The sequence below is a fragment of the Leptospiraceae bacterium genome, from assembly GCA_024233835.1.
Lineage (GTDB): Bacteria > Spirochaetota > Leptospiria > Leptospirales > Leptospiraceae > JACKPC01.
Genome location: JACKPC010000003.1, coordinates 461,669 through 485,729, shown reverse-complemented (window position 1 = coordinate 485,729; position 24,061 = coordinate 461,669). Strand labels below are relative to the sequence as shown.

Genomic DNA, 24,061 nt, shown 5'->3' with positions numbered 1-24,061 from the left:
TGATAAAAAATGGAAAGAGAAAAACTTATAGGAGTTGGAATGAGTCCCGAAGAAATCCAGAAAATCATCAAAGAATCAAAAGCCAATAAAGTCAAAGTTGCGGTAACCGACATAGACGGCATTCTCAGAGGGAAATATATACATCTTGATAAGTTTCTTTCAGCATTGGAGAGTGGTTTCGGCTTTTGTAATGTAATTTTTGGTTGGGACTGTAACGACCTGACTTATGATAATGTCGAATATACAGGTTGGCATACCGGCTATCCCGATGCTCTGGCGAGAATCGATCCAGACACCTATCGAAACATTCCCTGGGATAAACAAACTCCTTTTTTCCTGGCTGATTTCTATACGGAAGATGGGGAGCCGCTATATGTTTGTCCGAGACAGGTTTTAAAAAAAGTAATCCGGAAAGCAAAGTCTATGGGCTTTGAGCCTCTTTTCGGTCTTGAGTTTGAATTTTTTAATTTTCGAGAAACTTCTCAAAGCCTTCAAGAAAAAAGTTTTACAGATCTATCATCTCTCACGCCCGGTATGTTCGGTTACTCCCTCATTCGCTCTACCTTATCTCAGCCGTATTTTTCTTCTATTATAGATGAGTTGAATGAATTTAAAGTACCGGTAGAAGGTTTACACACAGAAACAGGACCCGGGGTTTATGAAGCCGGCATCCTCTATTCTGAGGCACTCGAAGCAGCTGACCGTGCTGTTTTATTCAAAACCGGAGTCAAAGAAATTGCTTCCCGCTTCGGAATCATTCCCACATTTATGGCGCGTTGGAATCAGTCCTTACCCGGTTCCAGCGGGCATATCCATCAGAGTTTGAAAAGCTTAGATAGCGGTGTAAATGTGTTTTATGATTCTGATAAGGAAAACAGGATGAGTGCAACTTTTCAGAATTATTTAGCAGGACAAATTCATTGTCTACCCGATCTTCTGCCATTCTTCGCTCCAACGGTTAATAGTTATAAGCGATTAGTCGAGGGTTTCTGGGCACCTACACGTGTAAACTGGGGAATTGACAATCGCACCACGGCTCTCAGGGTAGTACCCGGCTCAGCCAAATCAACCCGGCTTGAAACCAGGGTGGGAGGTGCTGATATAAATCCTTACCTTGCAGTAGCGGCTGCCTTAGCTGCCGGTTTATACGGAATAGAAAAGGGTTTAAAACCCGACAAAAAACCCGTACAGGGAAATGGATATGCGGATAAAGACTCCGTTCAACTTTCTCCCAACCTCTATGAATCAGCCATCAAAATGAATAATTCAGAATTAGCACGAGAATTATTTGGCAATGACTTTATTGAACATTTTGCTAATACAAGAATCTGGGAATGGAGAGAGTCTCAGAAAGCCGTAACTTCTTATGAATTAGAACGTTATTTTGAAATAATATAAAGGTTATATACAATGACAGAAATCCAACAATTTAACTTTCCGACTGTTATTCGCTATGGAATGGGCTCTGCTAATGAACTGGCAAATTTTGCAAAAGAAAAGGGTTTTAAAAGACCTCTTTTTGTTACTGATAAGGATCTGGTATCTATGAGCTTTACACAAAAATACATAGAATCTTTAAGTAACGAAGCCCTGCTTATAGATGTTTATTCCGAGATAGCCGGCAATCCAACCAAATCTCAGGTAGAACTTGGTGCCAGGCGTTACCGTGAGCACTACTCCGACTGCATCATTGCTTTTGGTGGAGGTGCCGCTATTGATGTGGCGAAATGTATTGCTGTTCTATCAGCACACCCGGAAGACCTTTTTGCCTATGAAGATGTAGAAGGTGCACGTCCGATTCATACTAACCTCCTACCCTTCATCTTCGCAATTCCTACTACAGCCGGAACCGGCTCTGAGGTAGGAAGAAGTGCGGTAATATCAGATGATCTCACAAAAGTAAAAAAAATTATCTTTTCTCCGGGCTTACTACCGGGTCGGGTTTATCTGGATCCATATTTTTGTTTAAATCTTCCTGCTTCCCTTACAGCCACTACAGGCTTTGATGCTCTTACCCACTTAGTAGAAGCCTATCTATCTAAACCTTTCCATCCGCTCTGCGATGGAATTGCTCTTGAGGGTATCAAGCTAATCGGTAAAAATTTAAGTTCGGCTACCAAATTTTCCAAGAAGAATGAAGGCGCAAGCGATACACATATAAAAGCAAGGGCCGAAATGCTTCTGGCTTCCAGTATGGGTGCTATAGCCTTTCAAAAAGGTCTGGGTGTAAATCATTCCTGTGCCCATGCTTTATCAACTGTATGCGACATGCACCACGGACTGGCCAATGCTATTATGCTTCCCTACTGCCTCGCTTTTAATTATACAGTCATCCCGGAAAAATTTGGTATCATAGCCAGAGCAGCCGGTCTTGAAGAAGGGAAGAACTTTATAGATTGGGTAAAGGAGCTAAAAAAAGAGCTGGGTATACCCGAATTTCTTTCCGATGCCGGAGTTAAAGAAGAACATCTTGATAAACTGGTGGAGATTGCATACAAGGATGTTTGTCATAGCTTAAATCCGAGAGTAGTTCGAGAAAGTGATTTCCGCCGTATTTTTACCGATGCTTTAAAACTAACATGAAAATCGGATTTTCCTCCTGCTTCTTTCATCCGGATCCGGAAAGGCCCATCTTCAAGGGCAAAAGGCTATTATACACTGAAGAATCCATGCTACAATGGTTCCTGGAAGCTTCCTGTTTTCCGATCCTACTCCCTTCGAAATTTGGAGCTTTTTCTGTTGAAAAAATTGTAAAAGAAATAGATGGGCTTCTTTTGCAGGGAGGTTCCGATGTATGCCCTGAATCCTATGGAGAAGAAGCCTTACAACCGGAATGGAGTGGAGATAGGTATAGAGATCTATATGAGATAGAACTAATACAGGAGTGTATCGCTAAGAATAAACCAATACTCGGAATATGCAGGGGACATCAGATTCTAAATGTGGCCCTTGGAGGGAGTCTTTATCAGGACATTCAGACACAATGTAAAGGAGCCCTAATTCATAGAAATTGGGAAATATACGATTCTTTAGAACATGAAATACACTTTACGAGAGGCTCTATTTTAACGAAAATCTTTCCGGGATATACGGGAGGAAAAATCATTTCCATCCACCACCAGGCTATTAAAGTTCCGGCAGCATCTTTATCCGTAGATGCACTCAGCACAGAAGATGGTATCATCGAAGCCGTACATTACAAAACCGAAAGACAACAGGAAGCAAATTCTTCTTTCGCCCTAGGATTACAATGGCACCCGGAATTTCAAACCCATTATAGAACTCATCTTTTATCCAGAAATAGCTTATTAGAATATTATATAAAACAAGTAGAACTCAGAAGGTAAAATATGTTACAGGTAATAAACCCCGCAACAGAAGAAGTTATAAGTGAATTAAAAACTGATACTGAAGAAAGTATACAGGAAAAATTTAAGAAGGCTAAAAAAGCTCAGATTCTTTGGGAACAAAAACCCTATAAAGAAAGAAAGAAAACGATTGAGCAGTTTAAGCAACTTTTAGAAACACAGATAGAGGAACTATCAAAAACCTTAAGTGAGGAAGTGGGAAAACCCCTGAGGCAGGCTCGTAATGAAATATTGGCAACGAGAGGAAGAATTGACTTCTTCTTAGAACATACAGAAAAACTTATGAATGAAGAGTCGGTATATAGAGACGAAAATATAGAAGAGAGAATCACTTATGAAGCCCTCGGAGTTATCGCAAATATTTCCGCCTGGAATTATCCCTACTTTGTAGGTTCCAACGTCTTTATTCCTGCACTACTCACCGGCAATGCAGTATTATATAAACCTTCCGAATATGCAAGCATGAGCGGCCTGAAAATTGCAGAGCTTCTTTTAGAATCCGGAGTACCGGATGATATTTTTACTCCGATTATAGGAGCAAAAAACGTGGGAGCCACTCTCTTGCAAAAAAAATTAGACGGAGTCTTTTTTACCGGTTCCTATGCCACCGGTTTAAAAATAGCCGAATCGTCTCCGGTTTTTGCTCGTCTTCAAATGGAACTTGGTGGGAAAGATCCTGTTTATGTTACAGATGATGTAGATGTAAAGAATTCGGCTATTTCCCTGGCAGATGGAGCTTTTTATAATACCGGGCAAAGTTGTTGTTCGGTTGAAAGAATTTATGTACACGAATCTATTTTTGAAGAGTTTATTGTAAACTTTGTCTCTGAAGTTAAATCATTCAAAGTGGGAAACCCGCTCGAAGAAGATACATATATCGGTCCGTTGGCCCGAAAAGAACAACTGGACTTTTTAGACAAACAGATAAAAGATGCCAGGTCAAAAGGCGCCAAACTACTACTCGGTGGAAAAAAAATAGAAGGAATCGGCTATTACTACGAACCTACTATTTTTGTCGAAGTAACCCACGAAATGCTTCTCATGAAAGAAGAATCTTTCGGACCTATCATCGGAATTCAAAAAGTACAGGATGACGAAAAAGCAATAAATCTAATGAATGATACCGAATACGGATTGACAGCAGGAGTCTACTGTCGAAACGAAGCGCGGGCGAAGTCTATCTTAAAAGGTATTAAAACAGGAACAGCCTACTGGAACTGTTGCGATAGAGTAAGTCCGCGTTTGCCCTGGTCAGGTAGAAAAAATTCGGGTGTTGGGATGACTCTATCTCATTTAGGTATTCGAGCCTTTTTAAATGCTCGAGGCTGGCATTTGCGAAAATCTTAATCTCTACAGGAGAAATTATGACAAGAATTATCTTCCTTCTTTTTTTCATCTTTTCCTTTTCCGGTCTGGGTGCAGAGAGTCTTATTGATTCTCTCAACCATTTTGTAGAAAAAGAACTATCCGCAGAAAGCAATAGCTTTTATTCGTTTCTTCTTCTATTCCTCGGAGGCTTTGCAGCAAGCCTTCTACCCTGTACCTATCCACTCTACCCGATTACTCTCGGTATCATTCGACAAAGAGCAGAAGGAAACTCGAACTATACCCATCCGAGCCTCTACTACATCGGTCTTGCGTTTATTTACATGATTTTCGGATTTATTGCCGGGATAAGTGGTGGTGCGTTCAATACCATTCTTCGATACCCACAAACGAATCTCCTCATTGCATTTTTAATTTTTTTAATGGGACTCAGTTCATTAGAACTATTATATATTCCATTTTTCACCCAGAGACAGGTCAATGCAGGAAACAAAGGCCTCGGAGGAACTTTCCTCTTAGGCATGGCAGCCGGACTACTTTCATCTCCCTGCGTAGGTCCTGTTGTAGTTACCGTATTACTGGCCATAACCACTTCCATAAAAACCTTCAGCATCGGTCTTATATTCCTCACTGCTTTTAAAATGCTCATCTTTGGTGCCGGTGTAGGTTTCATTTTCTTGCTGATTGGAATCTTCGGACTATCCCTTCCCCGTTCCGGAAACTGGCTAAAGTATATACAGATAATCTTAGGTCTGGTCGTAATTTTATTTTCTTATAGCTATTACGAAAAAGCCATAAAAGGTTTTGGCTTAGATGAAAAAACAGGAATACAGGTTTTGCTATCTTTTCTTATTATTTTGCTTTCAGCTTACAGTCTTCAATCAGAAGAAAAGCAAAAACATGAGAAAATGAGAGGAGCCCTGGCAGTTTCTACTTTAATTACAGCCAGTCTTATTCTATTTATAAGTTTTTTGCCGAGACAGTTAGTCAAAACAACCGAGAACTCCGGAATAAGTAAAACCCGGACCGAAACCGAAAAAGAAAATGTAGAGATGCACGGTAACTTAAAATGGTACCGGGATAAAGAACAGGCATACAGAGAAGCAAAACGCAGTGGAAAAAAACTCTTTATAGATTTCTATGCCGATTGGTGTACAAACTGTAAGGCCTTTCAAAAACTAAGCCTGTCTGATGAAACTTTGAATAAAGCTCTACAAACCGCTGTTCTCTATAAAGTGATGGATACAGATAAAATCTTTGACACTTATGCAGAAGATCCAAAGTTTCCGGAACTCCAAATAGGTCTTCCATTTTTTCTTATTTTTGACTCAGAAGGTAAAGAGCTGATTTATAAAACCACGAACTATCTCAATACAAAAGAGATGATTGAATCACTTCGCTAAGTTCCTGCTTCGGGTAATCCGTCAAAGGATGCCCGACTGTTTTATGCAAAATAAATAAACGGGCTCCGAGAGGAGTCCAATCACGAATAAACCTCGAACCCGCATCGCTCGTGCGAAGACAACCCAGACTGGCCGGCCTTCCAAGCTTTACTCTATCAGAAGGATAAGGATAACGATGTATACCATTCTGCGTTTCACCCAGCATTCCTTTAAGGGGAACAAAATGAAGAAAATTTGGCATAGGTATTTTGTTATTATACTTGAGGAGTCTCTCTCCAGAATTCCCGGGAGCTTTACCATTAAAGAATAAGTCTCTTAAATAATTACGATTTCTACCATCTCCGTTACGATGACGAATTTCCATAATCGGAGCATAATAGTCTCTATACGTCTCCTGAACTACTCCGGAAGAAGTTATAAATGTGGCGATTAACTTTGTTTTATTATCACTTAATTCACAGAGATTTAAACTTTGCCCCCTGCAATCTTCTTTAGAGGGTTCTATTTCTATAGGTTTATAACCGGAGTCCAACAATTCCTTCGGAAGTAATTCCGATACCCCTTTACATTTTCCTTCACTGTCCTGTAAGTCTAAATCTGCAACAATATAACGCCCTCTCAAATTATAATATTCACCTGCGAAAAAACCATTCGATACATAAGGATTTTCTAACTTATCAGGAGAAATATTATATTGAAGCAGAGGCTGTAAACAAATCTTATCGCCGGTATAAATCCCCCTATAACTAAAAGGAAAGTCCGTATCCTCCGGCAAAAAAAACTTATAGGTATCCAGTTTTGACTTTTCCAAATTCAGATGATTCCACAAACTTCTTCCGGCTAACTGAATAGAAAAAAGAAATAAAGATAAGCTAAATATCGAAATAATTTTTTTTACAAGAGGAGCATTTTTAAAAAATTGAAAAATAGACTTTTGCTTCCATATTTTTCTTGGAACTGTATACGCAGCATTGTTCTGAGCCTGTATATATATAACAAGTTCAGAATGACTTACACCAAATTCTTTTAAGAGTAGAGAAAAGAAATGTTTTTCTGCTTTTTTGGGATCAGTAAGAAGAATAGCCCTATATACCGTATATAAAAGAATCAGTTTTTCAGGCTCTGATAGCTCATCTTTTAAAGAAGCTACAGCTTCTTTCCATTTCATGCGAAGAATGTCTAACTGCTTTTCCGAAAACTGCTCGGAGTAATACTTTTCAAGACAATCAAAATCAAGAGGCAGTTTTTTTTCGGGAAATAAGGAAAGAAAATCACTGTCTTCTAACAGGGACCTTATAAAAATCGAATTATACTTCTTTTTAACACCCAGCCCGATGTAAAAAAGGCCTAAAATCGCATCTTCCCGGTTCAACATAAGCGGGAAGTAGTATATAATTTATTTCCAAGATAGCAAGCTCTTTTTTTTATTTATATGAGAAACAGAGAAATTTTATTATATGCCCTGTTATACGGGATAATCGAAAGAAGGAAGCTAAAGGCGAATAACCGGGATTTTCACCCCGGTTTAATTGAATCTTTTTAGATTTCGTATCCGCTGGGAATTGTAGAACGGCGTTTTACGACAATGATCCCATCTGTAATTTTTACATAGTTGTCTTCATAATTCTTATGGCCGGCTTTGTTGACCAGAACCACGTTATCACTGATATAGCAGTCCTTGTCAATAATGGCATTCTTGATAGTACAGTTCTTACCGATACCTACCGGAATACCCTTTCCATCTTTATCAAAACTTCCATAAGAGTCAGCTCCCATAACTACGGCATTTTCAATCGTGGTTCCGGAATCTACTACCTGCCGTACACCAATGATACTTCTGGTAATCTTGGAATCATTGATGATACAACCTTCCGATAAAAGAACCTTGGTCATGTCGGAACGGTTCACCTTGATCGGAGGTAAAAACCTTGGCCTGGTATAGAATGGGTTATCTTCGATGTATAAGTCAAACTTGGGAACATCGTCTGTTAACATCAAGTTGGCCTCAAAAAAGCTTTGTATAGTCCCTATATCTTCCCAGTATCCATCATAAATATAAGAGCGAACGTTATGGGTTTTTAAGGAATCCGGAATAATCTCTTTACCAAAATCAGTATGTGTAGGATCTTCCAAAAGTTCAATTAAGGTCTTTGTGTTGAATATGTAAATCCCCATCGATGCAAGATAATTACCATCCGGCATTTTAAAGGACTCCACATGACTCAAATCATCCGGCTTTTCATAAAAGTCCCTGATTTTACCATTTTCATCAGCAGAAAGAATACCGAGTGCATGAACCTGATCTGCCGGAACGGGTTTCGTAGCGATAGAAATCTGGGTTCCTTTATGCTCCAGGTGTTCTTCCAGGAACTGGTTCAGATCCATGTTGTATAACTGATCACCGGAAAGAATGATGATGTATTCGGGCCGCATATCTTCCAACCTCGGTAATACTTTCCTTACGGCATCGGCTGTTCCTTCAAACCATCGAACAGATGACATAGTTTGCTCAGCAGCAATGATCTCCACAAAACCCTGACGATATACGGAATTGAAATTATAAGTTCTGGATATATGTCGGTTCAGAGAATAAGAGTTATACTGGGTAAGAACGTAAATTTGTGTAAAGGCACTATTTAAGGCATTTGAAATAGGAATATCAATCAATCGATATTTACCCGCAAAACTTACTGCCGGCTTAGAACGCTTTTCTGTAAGAGGTAAAAGACGTGTTCCTTTTCCTCCTCCTAAAATAACTACTACTACTTTTTTTCTGAGTGCATTGGTCAATAACATAGGTTAGTCTCTCTTGTCCTGTCTTTAAACAATAAGAAAAAGCTAAAAGGCCCTCACCTTTCAACTCTCTTTACCCTATCTTTCAAGAAAGAAAGGGGTCAAGGATAAATTTTCCATCCGTGTTATGGATTATATCATCCATAGCTCTCTCCGGATGTGGCATTAATCCCGCGATAAGAAAATCTTTAGATGTAATTCCGGCAATATTTCTCACCGAACCATTCGGATTCTCTCCTGAATATTTCACAAAAATTCGATTCTCATCTTCAAGTGAATTCAATGTGTCTTCATCAGCAAAATAACGACCCTCTCCATGAGCAATCGGTATCTCAATTTCTTTATCGGCATTTATCCCTTTTGTCAGAGGATTATTTGCAGAACCTTTTTTCAATTTGACGGGTTTACAGATATACTTCATATTTAAGTTAATTGTAAGTGCTCCGGGAAGCAAACCACTCTCAGCTAAGATTTGAAAACCATTGCAGATTCCCAGTACTTTGCGACCGGTAGCGTGATGCCTCTTTAATGCCTGAACCGCCGGAGAAAAATGTGCCAGAGCGCCGGAACGTAGATAATCTCCATAGGAAAAACCGCCCGGCAAAACAACAAGGTCGTATATCGGTTCAAAACTATCCTTATGCCAGATATAATCAAGCTTTGCATGATATTTATTTTTTACTACAGCTCCAATATCATGATCGCAGTTAGAACCCGGAAAGGTAATGATGGCTACTTTCATCCCTGAACCTTTTCTATCTGAACTTTGTAGGTTTCAATCACCGGATTTACTAAAAGATTTTTGCAAAGTCTGTCTATGTCTTTTCTGGCTGTCTCTTCATCCGGAGTGTTCAGTTTTATTTCAATATACTTTCCAACTCGAAGGTCTTCCACTTCGTTTTCTCCAATCGATTGAAGAACTTTAATGGTCGCAGCACCCTGTGGATCGAGAACCGATTCTTTGAGCGTGATACTTATTTTTCCGATAAACATATTCTGATTTTCTCCTCAAGATTCAGGTATTGTTTTTGTAAGGTTTGAATGAGTTCTTCCGGTAAGGGAGGTGGGGGTGGATTTTTATCCCAGCTTAAAGTTTCGAGATAGTTTCTTAAAATTTGTTTATCATAACTCGGAGGTGAGATACCGGTTCTGTAACTGGAAACTTCCCAGTAGCGTGATGAATCGGGTGTCAGGGCCTCATCGATCAAAAGAACCTTATCTTCTAAAATTCCGAATTCAAATTTTGTATCACAGAGAATGAGCCCTGCCGTTTCGACTTTTTTAGCTGCTTCCGTATAAAGATAAATAGATTTCTGTTTCAATTCTTCGAATAACTTCTTACCCACAAGCTTTTCCATTTCCAATTCAGAAATGTTTTCATCGTGTCCGCTATCATTTTTAGTTGCAGGGGTAAAAATGGCTTCAGGAAGCTTTTCTGACTCCAGCATCCCCGCCGGGTATGACAGGCCGGCAATGGTTCCGGTCTTTTTGTATTCTTTGTAAGCGGAGCCGGAAACATAACCCCTCACCACGCACTCAAAATCGATTCTCTTACACTTATGGACTAAAACAGAACGTCCTTTAAAATAGGAATCGGAAGAAAAAGGTGCCGGAAAATTATTTTCATCGCCGGAAATAATATGCGAGGGAATCTGATTAAAAAAATCAAACCAGAGAAGAGAAATGGAATTTAAAACCCTTCCCTTACCCGGAACCTCTTCCCGAAAAACAACATCAAAAGCAGAGACTCTATCTGTAGAACAGAGGAGCAGCTTATCTCCAAGCTCGTACACATCCCGCACTTTACCTCTGTAAGAGGGATTCAAATTCATAATTGCACCCTAATCATAGCAATGTCATCGTGAGGCGCGTAAAGTCCACAGAATTTTTTTACTTCGAGCATGATATTATCTATGATGTCTCCTTCTTTAACACATTTCGGAATCAGCTTTTTTAGGCCTCCGGTACCCAGCATTTTCATATCCGGAGAAGTAGCCTCGCTGACTCCATCTGTATACAGAAAAAGAATAGAATCTTTTTGTAGCTGTATTTCTTTCACTTCCGTTTTCTGGGGAATATCCAGATCTATAATTAGAGGACTTTTACCCGGAAGTTCACTAACACTCCCATTTGCATATAATAAAGGAGGAGGATTGCCTCCATTTATATAGGAAAATTTCAGGTCATCGGAAAGGATTCCATAGAAAAACGTAATAGAATAATTCTCAGGAATAGCTTTTATGAGATTTTTTCTTAAAAGCTCAACTCTCTCCTTCAAAGGGAGTTCTTTTCCGAGCGAATATAACTGCATTTTAAACATAGCTCCCAGAAGGGCTCCGGAAGGACCATGGCCGATAGAATCAGCGATTACGATATGTAGTTTTCCACCGGTTTCCCAGACATCCACATAATCTCCGCCAATCTCAATCACAGGTTTGAAAAAAGTACGAATATTGCAACCATGCCATTGAAACTCCTTTTCGGGAATCATCTGAACCTGAACTTTTCTGGCTGTGGCCAGCTCCCTTTCATAATCCTGTTTTTGCTTTAAGAACAAATCCTGAAGAGCCTTAATTCTACAATAGGAACGAACTTTTGCCAGTAATTCCCTTGTATTCACCGGTTTAGAAATATAATCATCTCCTCCATAAGAAACAGCTTCTTCAAGGCCGGAAGTTTTATCTACAGTTGTAATAAAAATGATAGGTAATAACTCAAATTCGGGGTTGGTTCGTAAGGATTGGCAAAGACTATACCCGGATTCTCCCGGAATATTTACATCCAATAATAGAATATCGATTTTTTCTGAACTTAGAAGAATACGTGCTTCATTGGCATTAGAAGTAGTAAAAACCCTGTAACCCCTTTTTTCGAGGGTTCGCTTTAAAAAAAGAGTCATATTAATATCATCATCTACTACCAGGATAGTAAAATCCCGGTAGAGAACTTCCTGCCTAACGTTCATTTAAGTCAGACATCCTCGGTTTGCTTAATATATAGAAGTGCATTTTTTAAAACGTCATGACGGTGCATCACCCGAAATAATAAAATAAATAAAATATGGTAAGCAAAAACGCTTAACCAGAAAGCCAGTTTCATGTCCGAATCCATGCTACTTTTTCCGAGTACAGAACCCGGATGGTTACCCGGATTCTCAATCCAGCGAATTGCCCCCCAGGTTAATAAGGAGTTAAAGGCACAGAGAATACTCATAAAAGCGGATACCATAGCTTTTTGTTTCAAGTTCTGGATCATATTTCTGAGCACGAAATAGGAAACCAGGCTAATGACTAATACCAAGAAAGATTGTAAACGGGCATCCGTCCAATCCCAAGGAGTTCCCCAGGCACTATTGGCCCAAATCGGCCCTGAAAATAAGACAGAAATGGAAAATACAAAAGCTATTTTATTCATACTGTAGCCCAGTATATCCCAGTCCATTTGCTTTCGTATGAGATACATCAGACCAAAAAAAGAAGATAACACCGGGGCGTATAGGGCCACCCAGGCCACAGAAACATGCAAATAAAAAATTCTATGCGACAATCCCTGTTGGAGGATTACACTCGGATAATATAAACCGGTTATTACTGAAGCCGGGAAAACGAGAACAAAAGCTGCAAACAAAATATAATCCAGGAAGACATTGCTGAGTTTAAGTTTCATGTAGATTCCGTAGGTACAGGCTAAATCTATAGCCATTCATGAAAAGCTTTTTTAAGAAAAAACCAGAAAGACCCAACTATTTACACGGGAGATGAAAAAACTTCTTGACTATATTTACAAATAGTATACTATACCCTATATAGTATATAAAGGATTCATAAACATGAAACAAACTCTACCGACTTCATTTGAAGAGCTTCTTGCTACTCACGATAAACCCATTCTGGTTGATTTCTGGGCCGAATGGTGTCCTCCCTGCAAAATGCTTTCACCTGTTGTTGAAGAACTTTCTAAGGAATGGAAAGATAAACTGACTGTTATTAAAATTAATACAGATAATAAGCCGGCAATTGCCGGTAAATATGGAATCAGAAGTATCCCTACTTTAATATTATTTAAAGACGGAAAAGAAGTAAAAAGAGTTTCCGGAGCAATGCCCTTGCAGAAACTTAAAGCTACTTTTGGTTCCTTTGTTTAATATTTTATCTCACTACCCCTGCCAGCCCCTATTCCGGCCCGTTTAGCTGGCAGGCTTTTTTTTAAGAAACAAGTATCATACCCCGCTTTCAGGAACCCATTACCTCCGCTTCCTGACCCGTATTTGATTTTCGCCTTGAAATCGAGTCGGTAGTAGACCGTGAAGGAATATGCAGAACCGGTCTTTTCCTTTAGCTTCTCGGCTATGGATTCGGAGGTAAATTCGTTATAGTAAAAGTCTAAATCTTCGATATCTTCTCCGATGATGGAAGAGATGAGTAGCCTGGCTATCTTTTTATCTTCCAAAAGATAGCGAAACACTACATAATAGGTAGGATTGGCGATCTACATAATGGTCAATTTTACCATTCTATAGAGAAAAGAAAAGCAGAAAATCTTCTGATTGATTTTCTCTCTTATATCCTGTACCGGCTTTTCTTATTTCTCCCGGCTTTTTTGAGCGGATATGGTATATGCCTCCTTACATCATGAATGTATTATTCTCAAAGGCTAAGCAAGAAGATTTCATTTGAAAATTGGATTAAATACTTACATTCGGTAAGGAAAATTTAAAATTACTACCTTTTCCTAGTTCACTTTCTACCCAAATTTTTCCACCATGCTTTTCAATAAATTCCTTGCAAATTAACAATCCCAGCCCTGTTCCTTTCTCTTTGTTAGTACCTAATGTCGTATAGGGACTTGAAACGTCCCAAAGGTTTGTTATATTTTCTTTACTTATACCGATACCATTATCAGTTACCGTAATAACTATAAAGTTATCTTCTCGCTCAGCATAAATTTTTATATTTCCATTTGGATGTGAAAATTTTAATGCATTTGATACCAAATTTCTAAAGATTGTTTTTAACATATTCGTATCGGCAAATAAGACTATAGGCTCTGATTCGAAATAAGTCATGCTAATTTTTTTTTCAGATGCTTTGTACTCAAAATCCTTTACTATAGCACTTATCAATTGGATATAGTTTACAGGTTCCGGATTAAATGGTAATTTACCTACCTGTGCTTTTGACCATGTTAATAAATCTTCTAAAAGCTTGAAGGTAATTTTAGCCAATTCATCCATTATTTTTAATCTTCTCTTAGTCTGTTCTAAATTATCCTCCTCTAATAATAGCTCTATTAAACTTAATAATCCACTTAGAGGATTTTTTAAATCATGGGCTAAGATTGACATAAACCTATCTTTATCTGCATTTAATTTTACAAGTTCATGTTCCGCATTTTTCTGTTCAGTAATATCGGTAATAACAGCCAGATAACCATTTACCTTGTTTTGTGAATTTCTAAATTCAGAAATATTTACCAAACAATCGATTATATCACCTGATTTATGTATAAATTTTAGTTCGAAACCGTTTTCGGGTGCCTTACCTTCAAGAGTCATCTTAAATGCAGCTGTAATATTTTCTAAATCTTCTTCGTACCAGTAAATAAAGGGTGGATACTTTCCCAAAATTTCATTTTCAGAAAATCCAAACATCTTATAAAAGTAATGATTAGAGTAAATTTGCTTTCCTGAAAGGTCTGCAATAGCAACTCCGGAGTGCATGGAGTTTTCTATTGCATTTCTAAAATTATATTCTTCAGTAAGTTTGGCTTCAATCTGCTTCTTTTCAATTTTTGTCTGATGAATTTTATAAATTTTTTTAATTTTTTCATGAAGCTCATTTTCTAAATTACTTGATTTTACTATAAAATCTAATGCTCCGGCTTTCATTGCTTTCACAACAGTATCAATTGAACTATCTACACTCATGAATATTACACTATAAGTATTTTCAAATTCATTTAACTTTTCGAGAATTTGAAGGCCATTCATTTGTGGTAACTTATAATCGAGCAATATAATGTCCGGTTCGATTTTTGGTTTTAGTAAGTAATTGTATGCTTCTAAACCCGATTTTATTACTTCCAGATTATAACCCTGATTTGATAAAATATTTTCTATGAAAAATATAAAATCAGAATTATCTTCCACCAGTAGTATATTAATATTATTTAATGTTTTCATACTTGGTAATTTTCAAATCCAGTTTTATGAAAAAATCTTATTTACATCGCTTATTACACTCCAGTAAAAAGCGAGTTTGGAAACTTTTTCAGTAAAATCTGCAAATTTAAGTGGTTTTATGATATAATCATTAGCCCCCATACGCATTGCTTTTGATATGTCTTCAGTATTAGATGTTGTAGTAAACATAACAACCGGAATCTCACGCAACTTTTCATCAAATTTTATTTCTTCTAATACCTGAAAACCATTTTTAAGCGGTAGTTTAACATCTAAAAGAATGAGCATAGGTTTCTGAGTTATATCATCTTTATATTTTCCTTCTTTTTTTAAAAACTGGGTAGCATCTCTGCCATTTTTCATATGAATAATTTCATTCATAAAATTTCTGTTTTCTTTCAGAGAATTAATAATGATTAATGCATGGTCTGAATTATCTTCGACCACCAAAATCGGAGCAAATATATTTTTTATATTATCCATAAAACAGTGCCTTCAAATAATTTTTCAACTTATAGAAATTTTAAATGTTGTTCCCTTACCTTCACCTTCACTTTCAGCCCAAATTTTCCAATTGTGTTGTTCGATTACTTTTTTACAGAAGGTTAAGCCCATTCCAACTCCTACCGCTTCATTTAATTGTAAACGTTCCCCCGCTTTAAATATAGTTTCCAACTGATCAAGCGGAATACCAATACCATTGTCTTTTACAAAGATAATATTGTTATTGTAAGCAATTGTAATTTTTTTCCCTTCATAATTTATTGCATTACTTATCAAATTTCTAAAAACTATTTCAATCCTTTGTTTGTCAGCAAAAAGTTCGGGTAGCTTTTCTAATGTAATTTGAGCATTGTTTTTTTCAATAACAAGGGATAAATCAGTAAGAATTTTTTCTATCACTGAATTCAAATCAAATTTTTCATAGGGATTTTTCTTCGTATTTAATCTTGAAATATCTAAAAGGCTCAAAATTAATTTATGCATATTTTCCGCATTTGCAAGTAATCGAGTAAGGGCAAATTTTCCCTTTTCATCTAAATTATCACTATAATCTTTAAGCAGAATGGATGCGAAACTCTCCATAGAAATAATAGGTACCTGCAAGTCATGTGATGCAATATAAACCATTTCCTCTAAATTTTGATTCGTTTCACGTAGCTGGCTTTCCATTTTCTTGCGTGAAGTTAAATCAAAGAAAGTGGAAAGAAAAAAATCACCTATTGATATACCAGAAACTTCAAAAATCATTTTTCTTCCAGATTTTGTAGTTATATTATATTCTTGAGGCTCTACCGCCACATTGTTTTTTATTGCATCTATTACTAATTTTTTCCAGGTTTCAGAAACTTCTTCTCTATACTTTTCATCGGGATATGCTTTTAAAAACCAATCATCCAAATTAGGAATATCAGAATAATTATATTCAAGTATTTTAGTAAATGCTTTATTTACTAATTCAATTTTCATGGTTTTATTATTTGAATATCCCAAAGGAATAGGTATAAACTCAAATAACTGTCTGAATTTTTGCTCACTTTCTTTTAATTCAGTTTCCGCTTTTTTTATATCCGTAACATCCCTAACAATAGAAGTTGTTTCATCTTCACCGCTTTTTACCATTCGAGCTTCAAATTCACGCAAACCCTTACCCTGAATAAACATTTGAAAATCAAAAGTTTGTAATATGCCCGTTGTCAAAGTTAAAGAAATTTTTTCATCTATTAAATCAGCAAACTCAGGTGGTGTTATATCCCTATTTAAAACTCCAATAATCGAAGGTGCTGATTGTGCATACAAATCTTTAGTATCAGCTTTATAATCAAGATAGCGTCCATCTTTATCTAAGCGAAATACCAAATCAGGAATTGCATTAATCATAGTCTTTGCACGAAGCTCGCTTTCTTTCAACGCTTCTTCTATTTCAACCCTTTCTGTAATGTCGCGACTAATTCCGAAAATTCCAACTACTTCACTCTTATCATCGTTCCATACCGGCCACTTACTTGTGCTTACATAGCCTTTACTGCCGTCAGATTTATAATAAGGGTCAATCTTGTTTATTAAGGATTTACCATATTCAAATATAGGGAGTTCTTCTTCATAATAAATCTTAGCAGCATCGGGTGGAAATACTTCCAAATCGTGTTTCCCTATCATATCACGCCAACTTTTATGAAAAGTTATATTTGCTAAGGTTTGACTACAAAAACGAAAACGGCTTTCTTTATCTTTATAATAGATAAAATCTTGAGTATTTTCAAGAAACGTTACAAAATCTTTATTCAGCAATTGCAACTCTCTTTCATAATTAATTTTCTCGGTAACATCTTCAAAAATTGTTGCAAAATAACCAATTTCAGGACAATATGCTGTCACACTAAAATGCTTATTGAGTGCGGAAGCATAATTTTGAAATTTAATACTTTCGCCTGTTAATGCAACTTTTCCATAGATTTCAACCCAGTATTTATCATTCTCCGGTATAATTTCGTATATAGATTTTCCAATAATATCTTTGGCTTTTAATCCCGTAAGTCTTTCGAATGCAGGGTTAGCACTTAAAAAGATATAATTACAGGGGCTTCCCTGTTCATCACAAATAATTTTATGATAGGCAAAACCATTAATCATTTCGTTAAATAATGAGGTATAGCGTTTCTCGTTTTCCAAAATTTTATTTTCATTTTTTTTTCTCTTGGTTATATCTTGTATTACACCAATCATACCAACCAATTTACCCTGTTTATTATAACGAATTTTTCCAAATCCTTTCACCCAACGTTCCCGTCTGTCATTTATTCGGATAATTCTATATTCTTTTTCAAAGTTCTCACCTTTAGCAATAACATTATCATTTAAATAATTTTTCATTATTTCTCGGTCCGCCGGATGAACAATTTTTAACCAACCTTCAATTGATTTATCATAGTCATTGTCTATCCCAAATAATTCATTAAGTGTTTCTGATGATGTCCATGTTCCAGTGTTTATATCCAACACATACGAACCTACTCTCGCAATTTTTTGCGATTCCAGTAATAAAAATTCTCTCTCTTCGGCTCTTTCTTTGGCAATAAATAGGGTATCATTTATTTTTTTCTTTTCAATGATTTCCATAGCCAAATATGCCAATAGAGAAATATTTTCAATATCGTTTTCAGTATAATCAGTTTCTTTATTACCTACTCCAAAGATAGCTTTTACATTATCATTATAAATAATTGGAATAGTTAATTCTCTGATTAGTGAAGGGTGTTCGGGTAAGCCTTTTTTGTGAGTTAATGCATTATAATTATTATTTATGACCGGTTTACGCTCATAAAAACAATCTACCCAAGCACCGGTTTTATCAATTGGATAATGAGAACTCTTACCCTGTGCATTACAATAATTCTTTTTTGTAGCTGTTGACCAGTTTTGTAACTCTATATTCATCTGGCCTTCTTCTATAAAATGAAAAAAGCCTACTTTACTCTCACTAATAATTTCTGCAATATTAAGTGTTTCTTCGAGGATTTCATCGATTGTGTGGTTTTCCGAGAATTGAATTAGATTTAATCTTGCTTCATTGATTCTATTATTTATTTCTGTTGTTTCTTTAGTTTTTTCTAATTCTCCGGCTTTTTCTAGAATCTGAATATTTTTTATTCCTATATTTCCAATTGTTTCTACTAATTTCACTAAAAAAGTAATTGATTTTTTTATTTGCACTTCAGTGAAAATAGGTACATTATTAATTGCTTCGAGATATGTCTTCTCATCAAATCCAAACTCGTTTGCTTGCTTCCTGAAATATTCAATATCAGGTTCTTCAGTTAAGAATTGTCCTGTAAAGAAATTACCAACATGCCTGTCTCCAACAATTATAGGCATGGCAATATCATTTAATCCATTTTTACATTTATAAAAGTTATATTTATTTCCTTCTTTAATTTGTCCAGCAAGGTTGGTATCGCTTTCTTTGCATCTTATACTCGTATTTTGATTGATACGGTGAAACTGAGTACATGAAGGTTGCCAGCCGCATGCAACATATATATTCCCTTCTAAATCAAGAATAGCTGTTGTTGTTCCATTAATTTCCGTATAACTTTCGCAAAGTTCTCTTAACTCTTCTATATCAAATAATTCTGTTAAATGGTAATTCATTTATATTGTTAATAATAGGTCCAGCAAATAAAGCATACAAGTACTGTCGAGCTCTTCATGGTTAATATCCTTTATCTCAGGATATACTGGCCAATAAGATGTCTAAGATTTCCTTAATTTTCTTACGGGCTTTTTGATTATATAACTCTCTACTCTTATTCTTTTCCCCCTGAAGGGAAAGTTGCAAAGACTCTTCGCAATGCATCAGAAATGCTTTCCAGTATTGTAAGAACTTCTCAAGATCCAGTTGCTCTTTTTTAATCAAGTCTATGTTTTCCGGAACCTCAAGGTAGTTTTGCATATCCATTTCAAGTTCTTTTAATTTATTATAAGAAACTTTTGTAAATAAAGCATCATCAGAAAAAACAGCCATTACAACCAGACCTCTTGCATTTAATGCTTTCTCCAAAACTGTCTCGAAAAAGATCTGCTTCTGGCTAGAATTTTTAAAATTTGGAATATTAAACTGGGAAACCAATGAATTTAAAATCCTACTCACATCAAAAGTAGAAGAAACAACAGAGTTGATATTTTGAATACATTCTTCCTGGGAATCAAGAGAAGAGAAAACATCCTTGGAGCGATTAATAAAACGTTGTATCATCTCTTTTGTATCTTTCACCAGTTCATTCATCATGGTTATACTAATTTCCAGGTTCTTTAAAGAAATGGAAAATTCACTTGAGTCATTAATCACATTTCCAATGGCTGCATCTATCTCCTTATAATTTTTATTAGCGATATTAATTTCATTTTCAGCTCCTAAGGCAAACTCTACCGAAGACTCCACGTTTAACTCTGATAGCTTGGCCTGTTCTTTCATCCCCTTAGCTGATTTGGCGATAATCCTGGCTACTTCCATATTTCTTCTGGAAAGATTCCCCATCTCTCTCGCAACTATTGCAAAGCCGCTCCCCTCTTCTCCGGCGTGGGAAGATTCGATTTCTGCATTCAAAGCAATTAATTCGGTGCGTTGGGCAAGTTTCACTAATTCTTCAGCTACTTTGCTGATAGAACCATAATTATCCCAGAGTTCTTTAATGGTTTTTTGGAGTTCTCGATTCTGCTCGGTTAGTTCCCCCATGAGATAAACACCGTTTGACATTACCTCAACTCCATTTTTCACCTTTTCGTGTATTTCTTTTGAGGATTGCATGATCCCGGTATTATTATGCACCATATTTTTAGTCTGATAATGGATTTCTCCTATTTCAGAAGCCAAATTTTGAAATTCCAAATGTAGATTCTCGATACTCTTTTTAAAATCATCCGTTATTTTATGGATACTATCCGCTTCTTCCTTCAAGGAACTGGAAAATTGAAGAATTTCTTTCATATTCTGATTAATAGAAGTTGAAGAACGTCCTATTAACCTGAGAATAGCAGTAAAATCCGTAATAAAACGGCTGAAGGAATTAAATAAGGAAAATTTCTTAAATCGTTTTCTGGCCTCTTCCAGATCAATAGAAAAATCTCTCTTTTCCATCTTCAGAAGCCATTTTTCAAAATTTCTTTTTAATTCCAGATCTTTAAAGATATTTCTCAAATGTATTCCTTCACTTTATAACTTATTTTCATACAGGTTTTGTCATTTCCCGACTTTTTTAGGGGATTGCCCTTTCCTTAAATTAAAAAGTTTATACTATTCCTTCGTAAAACTTGAAAGCAAAAAATTAAAAATTATTTATTTATCTTATTTATAAATTTAAAAAACAGTTTACTTTTTCAAAAACTACTATGAACTTATTATCCAAAAGGATTCTAATTACAAGGAAAATATTGTGATTTATGAGCATAACGGCCTCGAAGGGGATTTAGAAGCTACAGAAGATACCATTTTATTTTTGGAGGAATTGGATAAAATTCTCGAATCCTACGAAAATCGTACTAAGGATACCGAAGAAGACTAGATTTTCCATTTACGAAAAAACCTTTTCTCATATAATGAACCAAATGAAGCTATTACTGAATGTTTTTTTTCTTTTCATCATTTCAATTTCTCTTTTTGATTGTTCCTCGGCCTCCAAAAAAAAGAAAACCACGCTCATAACAGCCAATGCCGAAGGGGAGAACAACCAACAACGTGCAGAAAGTCTGGATAAAATCCGTGTGCAGGTGGTGCAAAAACAGGCGAACATTCAAGCTTTGCAGCAGCAAAAAGAAGAAATAGACAAGGTGATTGATACCGAACAGAAAGAGTTGGAGAAAGTAAGCCTGCTCTACAAAGAAATGCTGGAATTGGAACTACAAAGCATCCAACCGGAAGAGAATCAACCGGAAGGAAAGCCGGAATCAAAAGAACCCGAAAAAAAAGAGACAGAAGAAAAACCTACCGAGAAGAAAAAAGAAGAAACCGTTCAAAAGGTCGTACCGGAAAAACCCCAGATCCAAGAAAAACCGGCTATACCGGAGAAGAAGGAAGAAAAACCTCAAAGTCAGGAAACCAAAACCACGGAAAAAACTTCCGATCCGTTTGACCTGGACCTTCCTGAATCCGGAATGAAAGGAAAAAAGATTATTTTTAAACCTATTGAACCAAAAACTGAATTACCTAAAAAGGAAGAAAGGCAAATAAAAGTTGTCCCGGCAGATAAGGTAAACCCGAGGAAATTCTGTATAGATGCCTGCCAGTCCCGCTTTACCGCCTGTGAAGCTACCTGTGAGGATACCGATGTTTCCTGCCTTCAGGACTGTGGAAAACAGGCAAAAGATTGTGTAAAAGCCTGTAATTTTTAGTTAAACCCTCTTTTCTTCCAGTTGTTGAGCGAACCATCGGTGGTTCGCGTACGACATTTCACGACTTTTTATTTTTGTAAAAATCATCAGAAACCAATCAGGCGCTTTACAATTAAACCGTAGAAGCTCACTCCTGAAAGATAAAACCAGCCCAAATGAATCTGGCAGGAAGCACAGTGGCAGTACTGCCAGCTAAATCCGGGAAACCAGCTATATTGAAATTCCCTGTCTCCCTGGATGGTTGTTCCTGGAGCATCTTTGAAACAGGTGATTTCAAACGTTATATTCATAGGATTTTGAAACTGAAGATAATATTGTCCATTAATAGTGATTTGCAGGGAAAGACTTGTAATAATATGTCCGCAATTCCGACAGAGAATCGGAATTTCTTCTAAAGCCTGAACTTCTTCTGCTACCTCTGCTTTTTCTTCTCCTTTTCCCTTTACATCGAGGGGAAGAAAAGGTTCATCTGATAGGCTAAAGTCAGCTAGAATTAACTGTCTTTGCTGCGACACCTCTATTTTACTTCTTTCGAAATAGTATTAAAAGATTATTCGGGTCATTAAATCCAAATTTCTCAGGTCTTTTTTTTGCAACTCCCTTGCTATATATCAGGAGTCGATTTGGGTCGATTAGCTTGACAATAGCCCTGACCATTGACTTTTTCTTGCCCTTTTTTAATTCCATGTCCATGGTGTTTGGCTTCTCATCAAAATTAAAACTATACCGAATAGAAGACCTTTCCCCACTACTTACAAAATTCTGACCGCCAGCAATGTATTCTCCGGATATAATGGTTAAATAGCCATTCTCTTCAAATAGGAAAGCTACCTTTTTACCATTCTTGTCCATTCCTTCCCACATGCCCGCAACAGGCTGTAAGGGCAATGCTTCGATCCCGGACAGCAGCATTATAAAAAATAAAATTCCAAAGAAAAACTTATTCATACATTCCTCCAAGTATAAATTCCAGTATAGCTTTTACTGCTTCAAGTGTTAAAATTTTTTCTTTTATAAATCGATTCAATTATTTTAAAAATTTCTATGTTATCAGAAAGAGGACCACTTATCTCCTTAGACTTTCCTTTACAAACTTCGTAGATTTCTCTGTACAGGTTTATCCAGGGATTTTGATACCCTTCTTCTATCGAGGGTAAAGCCTCCTCTTTCAAACTACTCATTCCGGTATATAAGGTAGAAGGTGCAGAACGAAAAATTTTGTGACCATCATTACTCAGAATAATCCTTCCCTTTCGAGTCTGAATATCTAATTCAAACTGAAAATAGGAACGGTATCCTCCTGCTTCCAAAAAAACATGTACATTATCCGGATATTGTAAAATAGCCAGGGCCTGATCTTCCGGAAAAACATTCTCTCCATGAGGTAAATAAATATGAGAAAATACCTTTTTCGGTTTCCCCAAAAGCCATTGAATAAAGTCAATAGCATGGGTTCCATCATGCAGTAGAGGTCCGTATTCTCGGTTTTTCTTTGTTTTCCTGTATGCCTGACCCGGATTTTGTCTGCCGGTTAAAACGGAGGCACGAATCGTTATCACTTCACCCAGTTCCCCTTTCTCCAAAAGTCTCTTTGCGTAAATATATACAGGATGATATCTTCGTTCATGATTAACCCAGATTCTAACTTTAAATTTTTCCTGTAATGCTTTCAATTTTTTAATCTCTTTGCGACTTACACAAACCGGTTTCTCAATGAGCAAATTTTGAATGCCATTTCTGATAGCCCATTCGGCATTTTCAAAATGAGCCTCTGAAGAGCTGGCAATAACGCAGAGTTCGGGTTTCTCTTTTTTAATTTTTCCTAATGTAGTTTTTACCTGTGATTCCTTCAAGTTCCAATCTTCAAGAAATTGTTCCTGTTTACTTGTAGAGGGATCGTATATACCCAGAACTTCGAATTTTTCTCTTCCAAATTGACTAAATAAAGTTCCCGCATGGGTGCAGGGATGATAGCGTAATTTGTCTTTTTCCAAAATACTCGCGATTCGTCCCAGACCTAAAATAGCTACTTTTATCATATTTATCCAGAATGAAAAGGTTTGAAAAAGAGAAAATGAATAATTAACTATCTAATAAATTAT

Annotated in this window: 22 protein-coding genes; 7 read left to right on the top strand and 15 right to left on the bottom strand. The window is 36.6% G+C overall.

The features are described 5' to 3' along the window. Positions 1–39 precede the first annotated feature (39 nt). The 5 genes from H7A25_16480 to H7A25_16460 are packed head-to-tail and all read left to right on the top strand — an operon-like array spanning position 40 to position 6,097. A complete protein-coding gene (locus H7A25_16480; GenBank protein MCP5501500.1) occupies positions 40–1,398 on the top strand; it encodes a glutamine synthetase in 1,359 nt (452 codons plus the stop codon). A 12-nt stretch (positions 1,399–1,410) separates the two neighbouring features. Further along, entirely contained in the window at positions 1,411–2,583 is a 1,173-nt protein-coding gene (locus H7A25_16475) for an iron-containing alcohol dehydrogenase (protein MCP5501499.1), read from the top strand. After that, positions 2,580–3,347: a gamma-glutamyl-gamma-aminobutyrate hydrolase family protein gene (locus tag H7A25_16470; GenBank protein MCP5501498.1), complete on the top strand. Its 768-nt coding sequence runs from the start codon at positions 2,580–2,582 to the stop codon at positions 3,345–3,347. Before H7A25_16475 ends, H7A25_16470 begins: the two co-directional genes overlap by 4 nt. Before the next feature lie 3 nt (positions 3,348–3,350). Continuing rightward, positions 3,351–4,715: an aldehyde dehydrogenase family protein gene (locus H7A25_16465; protein ID MCP5501497.1), complete on the top strand. Its 1,365-nt coding sequence runs from the start codon at positions 3,351–3,353 to the stop codon at positions 4,713–4,715. 17 nt (positions 4,716–4,732) lie between these two features. Then, positions 4,733–6,097, top strand: coding sequence for a thioredoxin family protein (locus H7A25_16460; GenBank protein MCP5501496.1), 1,365 nt, complete (start codon positions 4,733–4,735; stop codon positions 6,095–6,097). On the opposite strand, the gene H7A25_16455 is transcribed toward H7A25_16460, so the two are convergent. The 7 genes from H7A25_16455 to ccsA form a co-directional block, all read right to left on the bottom strand. Further along, on the bottom strand, positions 6,063–7,472 hold the full coding sequence (locus H7A25_16455; GenBank protein MCP5501495.1) for a L,D-transpeptidase: 1,410 nt from the start codon (positions 7,470–7,472) through the stop codon (positions 6,063–6,065). The genes H7A25_16460 and H7A25_16455 overlap by 35 nt on opposite strands. Positions 7,473–7,636: 164 nt before the next feature. Next, positions 7,637–8,893, bottom strand: a complete 1,257-nt coding sequence (locus tag H7A25_16450) for a glucose-1-phosphate adenylyltransferase (GenBank protein ID MCP5501494.1) — start codon at positions 8,891–8,893, stop codon at positions 7,637–7,639. Positions 8,894–8,975: 82 nt separating this feature from the next. Then, on the bottom strand, positions 8,976–9,632 hold the full coding sequence (gene purQ, locus H7A25_16445; GenBank protein MCP5501493.1) for a phosphoribosylformylglycinamidine synthase subunit PurQ: 657 nt from the start codon (positions 9,630–9,632) through the stop codon (positions 8,976–8,978). Then, the gene (gene purS, locus H7A25_16440) at positions 9,629–9,883 is read right to left on the bottom strand and encodes a phosphoribosylformylglycinamidine synthase subunit PurS (GenBank protein MCP5501492.1); all 255 of its coding nucleotides are present in this window, start codon (positions 9,881–9,883) and stop codon (positions 9,629–9,631) included. Before purS ends, purQ begins: the two co-directional genes overlap by 4 nt. Continuing rightward, positions 9,865–10,716, bottom strand: coding sequence for a phosphoribosylaminoimidazolesuccinocarboxamide synthase (locus H7A25_16435; GenBank protein ID MCP5501491.1), 852 nt, complete (start codon positions 10,714–10,716; stop codon positions 9,865–9,867). Before H7A25_16435 ends, purS begins: the two co-directional genes overlap by 19 nt. Positions 10,717–10,718: 2 nt before the next feature. Further along, positions 10,719–11,855 carry a SpoIIE family protein phosphatase gene (locus tag H7A25_16430; protein ID MCP5501490.1) on the bottom strand — a complete coding sequence of 379 codons (1,137 nt, stop codon included), beginning with the start codon at positions 11,853–11,855 and terminating at the stop codon, positions 10,719–10,721. Positions 11,856–11,860: 5 nt separating this feature from the next. After that, positions 11,861–12,556, bottom strand: a complete 696-nt coding sequence (gene ccsA / locus H7A25_16425; protein ID MCP5501489.1) for a cytochrome c biogenesis protein CcsA — start codon at positions 12,554–12,556, stop codon at positions 11,861–11,863. 163 nt (positions 12,557–12,719) lie between these two features. On the opposite strand from ccsA, the gene trxA reads away from it, so the two are divergent. After that, on the top strand, positions 12,720–13,034 hold the full coding sequence (gene trxA, locus H7A25_16420) for a thioredoxin (protein MCP5501488.1): 315 nt from the start codon (positions 12,720–12,722) through the stop codon (positions 13,032–13,034). Here the strand turns inward: trxA and H7A25_16415 are convergent. The 5 genes from H7A25_16415 to H7A25_16395 all read right to left on the bottom strand — a co-directional run bounded on the left by H7A25_16415 (position 13,031) and on the right by H7A25_16395 (position 20,769). Beyond that, positions 13,031–13,339, bottom strand: a complete 309-nt coding sequence (locus H7A25_16415) for a hypothetical protein (GenBank protein ID MCP5501487.1) — start codon at positions 13,337–13,339, stop codon at positions 13,031–13,033. The genes trxA and H7A25_16415 overlap by 4 nt on opposite strands. Positions 13,340–13,574: 235 nt before the next feature. Next, positions 13,575–15,071, bottom strand: coding sequence for a response regulator (locus H7A25_16410; protein MCP5501486.1), 1,497 nt, complete (start codon positions 15,069–15,071; stop codon positions 13,575–13,577). 24 nt (positions 15,072–15,095) lie between these two features. Next, a complete protein-coding gene (locus H7A25_16405) occupies positions 15,096–15,554 on the bottom strand; it encodes a response regulator (GenBank protein ID MCP5501485.1) in 459 nt (152 codons plus the stop codon). Between the two features lie 24 nt (positions 15,555–15,578). Further along, the gene (locus H7A25_16400) at positions 15,579–19,223 is read right to left on the bottom strand and encodes a PocR ligand-binding domain-containing protein (GenBank protein MCP5501484.1); all 3,645 of its coding nucleotides are present in this window, start codon (positions 19,221–19,223) and stop codon (positions 15,579–15,581) included. Positions 19,224–19,299: 76 nt separating this feature from the next. Next, entirely contained in the window at positions 19,300–20,769 is a 1,470-nt protein-coding gene (locus H7A25_16395; protein ID MCP5501483.1) for a hypothetical protein, read from the bottom strand. 407 nt (positions 20,770–21,176) lie between these two features. Here H7A25_16395 and H7A25_16390 point away from each other — a divergent pair, with 407 nt between their 5' ends. After that, positions 21,177–21,959: a hypothetical protein gene (locus H7A25_16390; GenBank protein ID MCP5501482.1), complete on the top strand. Its 783-nt coding sequence runs from the start codon at positions 21,177–21,179 to the stop codon at positions 21,957–21,959. Positions 21,960–22,045: 86 nt separating this feature from the next. Here the strand turns inward: H7A25_16390 and H7A25_16385 are convergent, their stop codons facing one another. From H7A25_16385 to H7A25_16375, 3 genes are read right to left on the bottom strand one after another with little or no spacing between them, the layout of a single operon-like run. Next, positions 22,046–22,474 carry a hypothetical protein gene (locus tag H7A25_16385; GenBank protein ID MCP5501481.1) on the bottom strand — a complete coding sequence of 143 codons (429 nt, stop codon included), beginning with the start codon at positions 22,472–22,474 and terminating at the stop codon, positions 22,046–22,048. Between the two features lie 7 nt (positions 22,475–22,481). Beyond that, the gene (locus H7A25_16380; protein MCP5501480.1) at positions 22,482–22,907 is read right to left on the bottom strand and encodes a hypothetical protein; all 426 of its coding nucleotides are present in this window, start codon (positions 22,905–22,907) and stop codon (positions 22,482–22,484) included. Positions 22,908–22,948: 41 nt separating this feature from the next. Beyond that, positions 22,949–23,998 carry a Gfo/Idh/MocA family oxidoreductase gene (locus H7A25_16375; protein MCP5501479.1) on the bottom strand — a complete coding sequence of 350 codons (1,050 nt, stop codon included), beginning with the start codon at positions 23,996–23,998 and terminating at the stop codon, positions 22,949–22,951. Between the last annotated feature and the right edge of the window lie 63 nt (positions 23,999–24,061).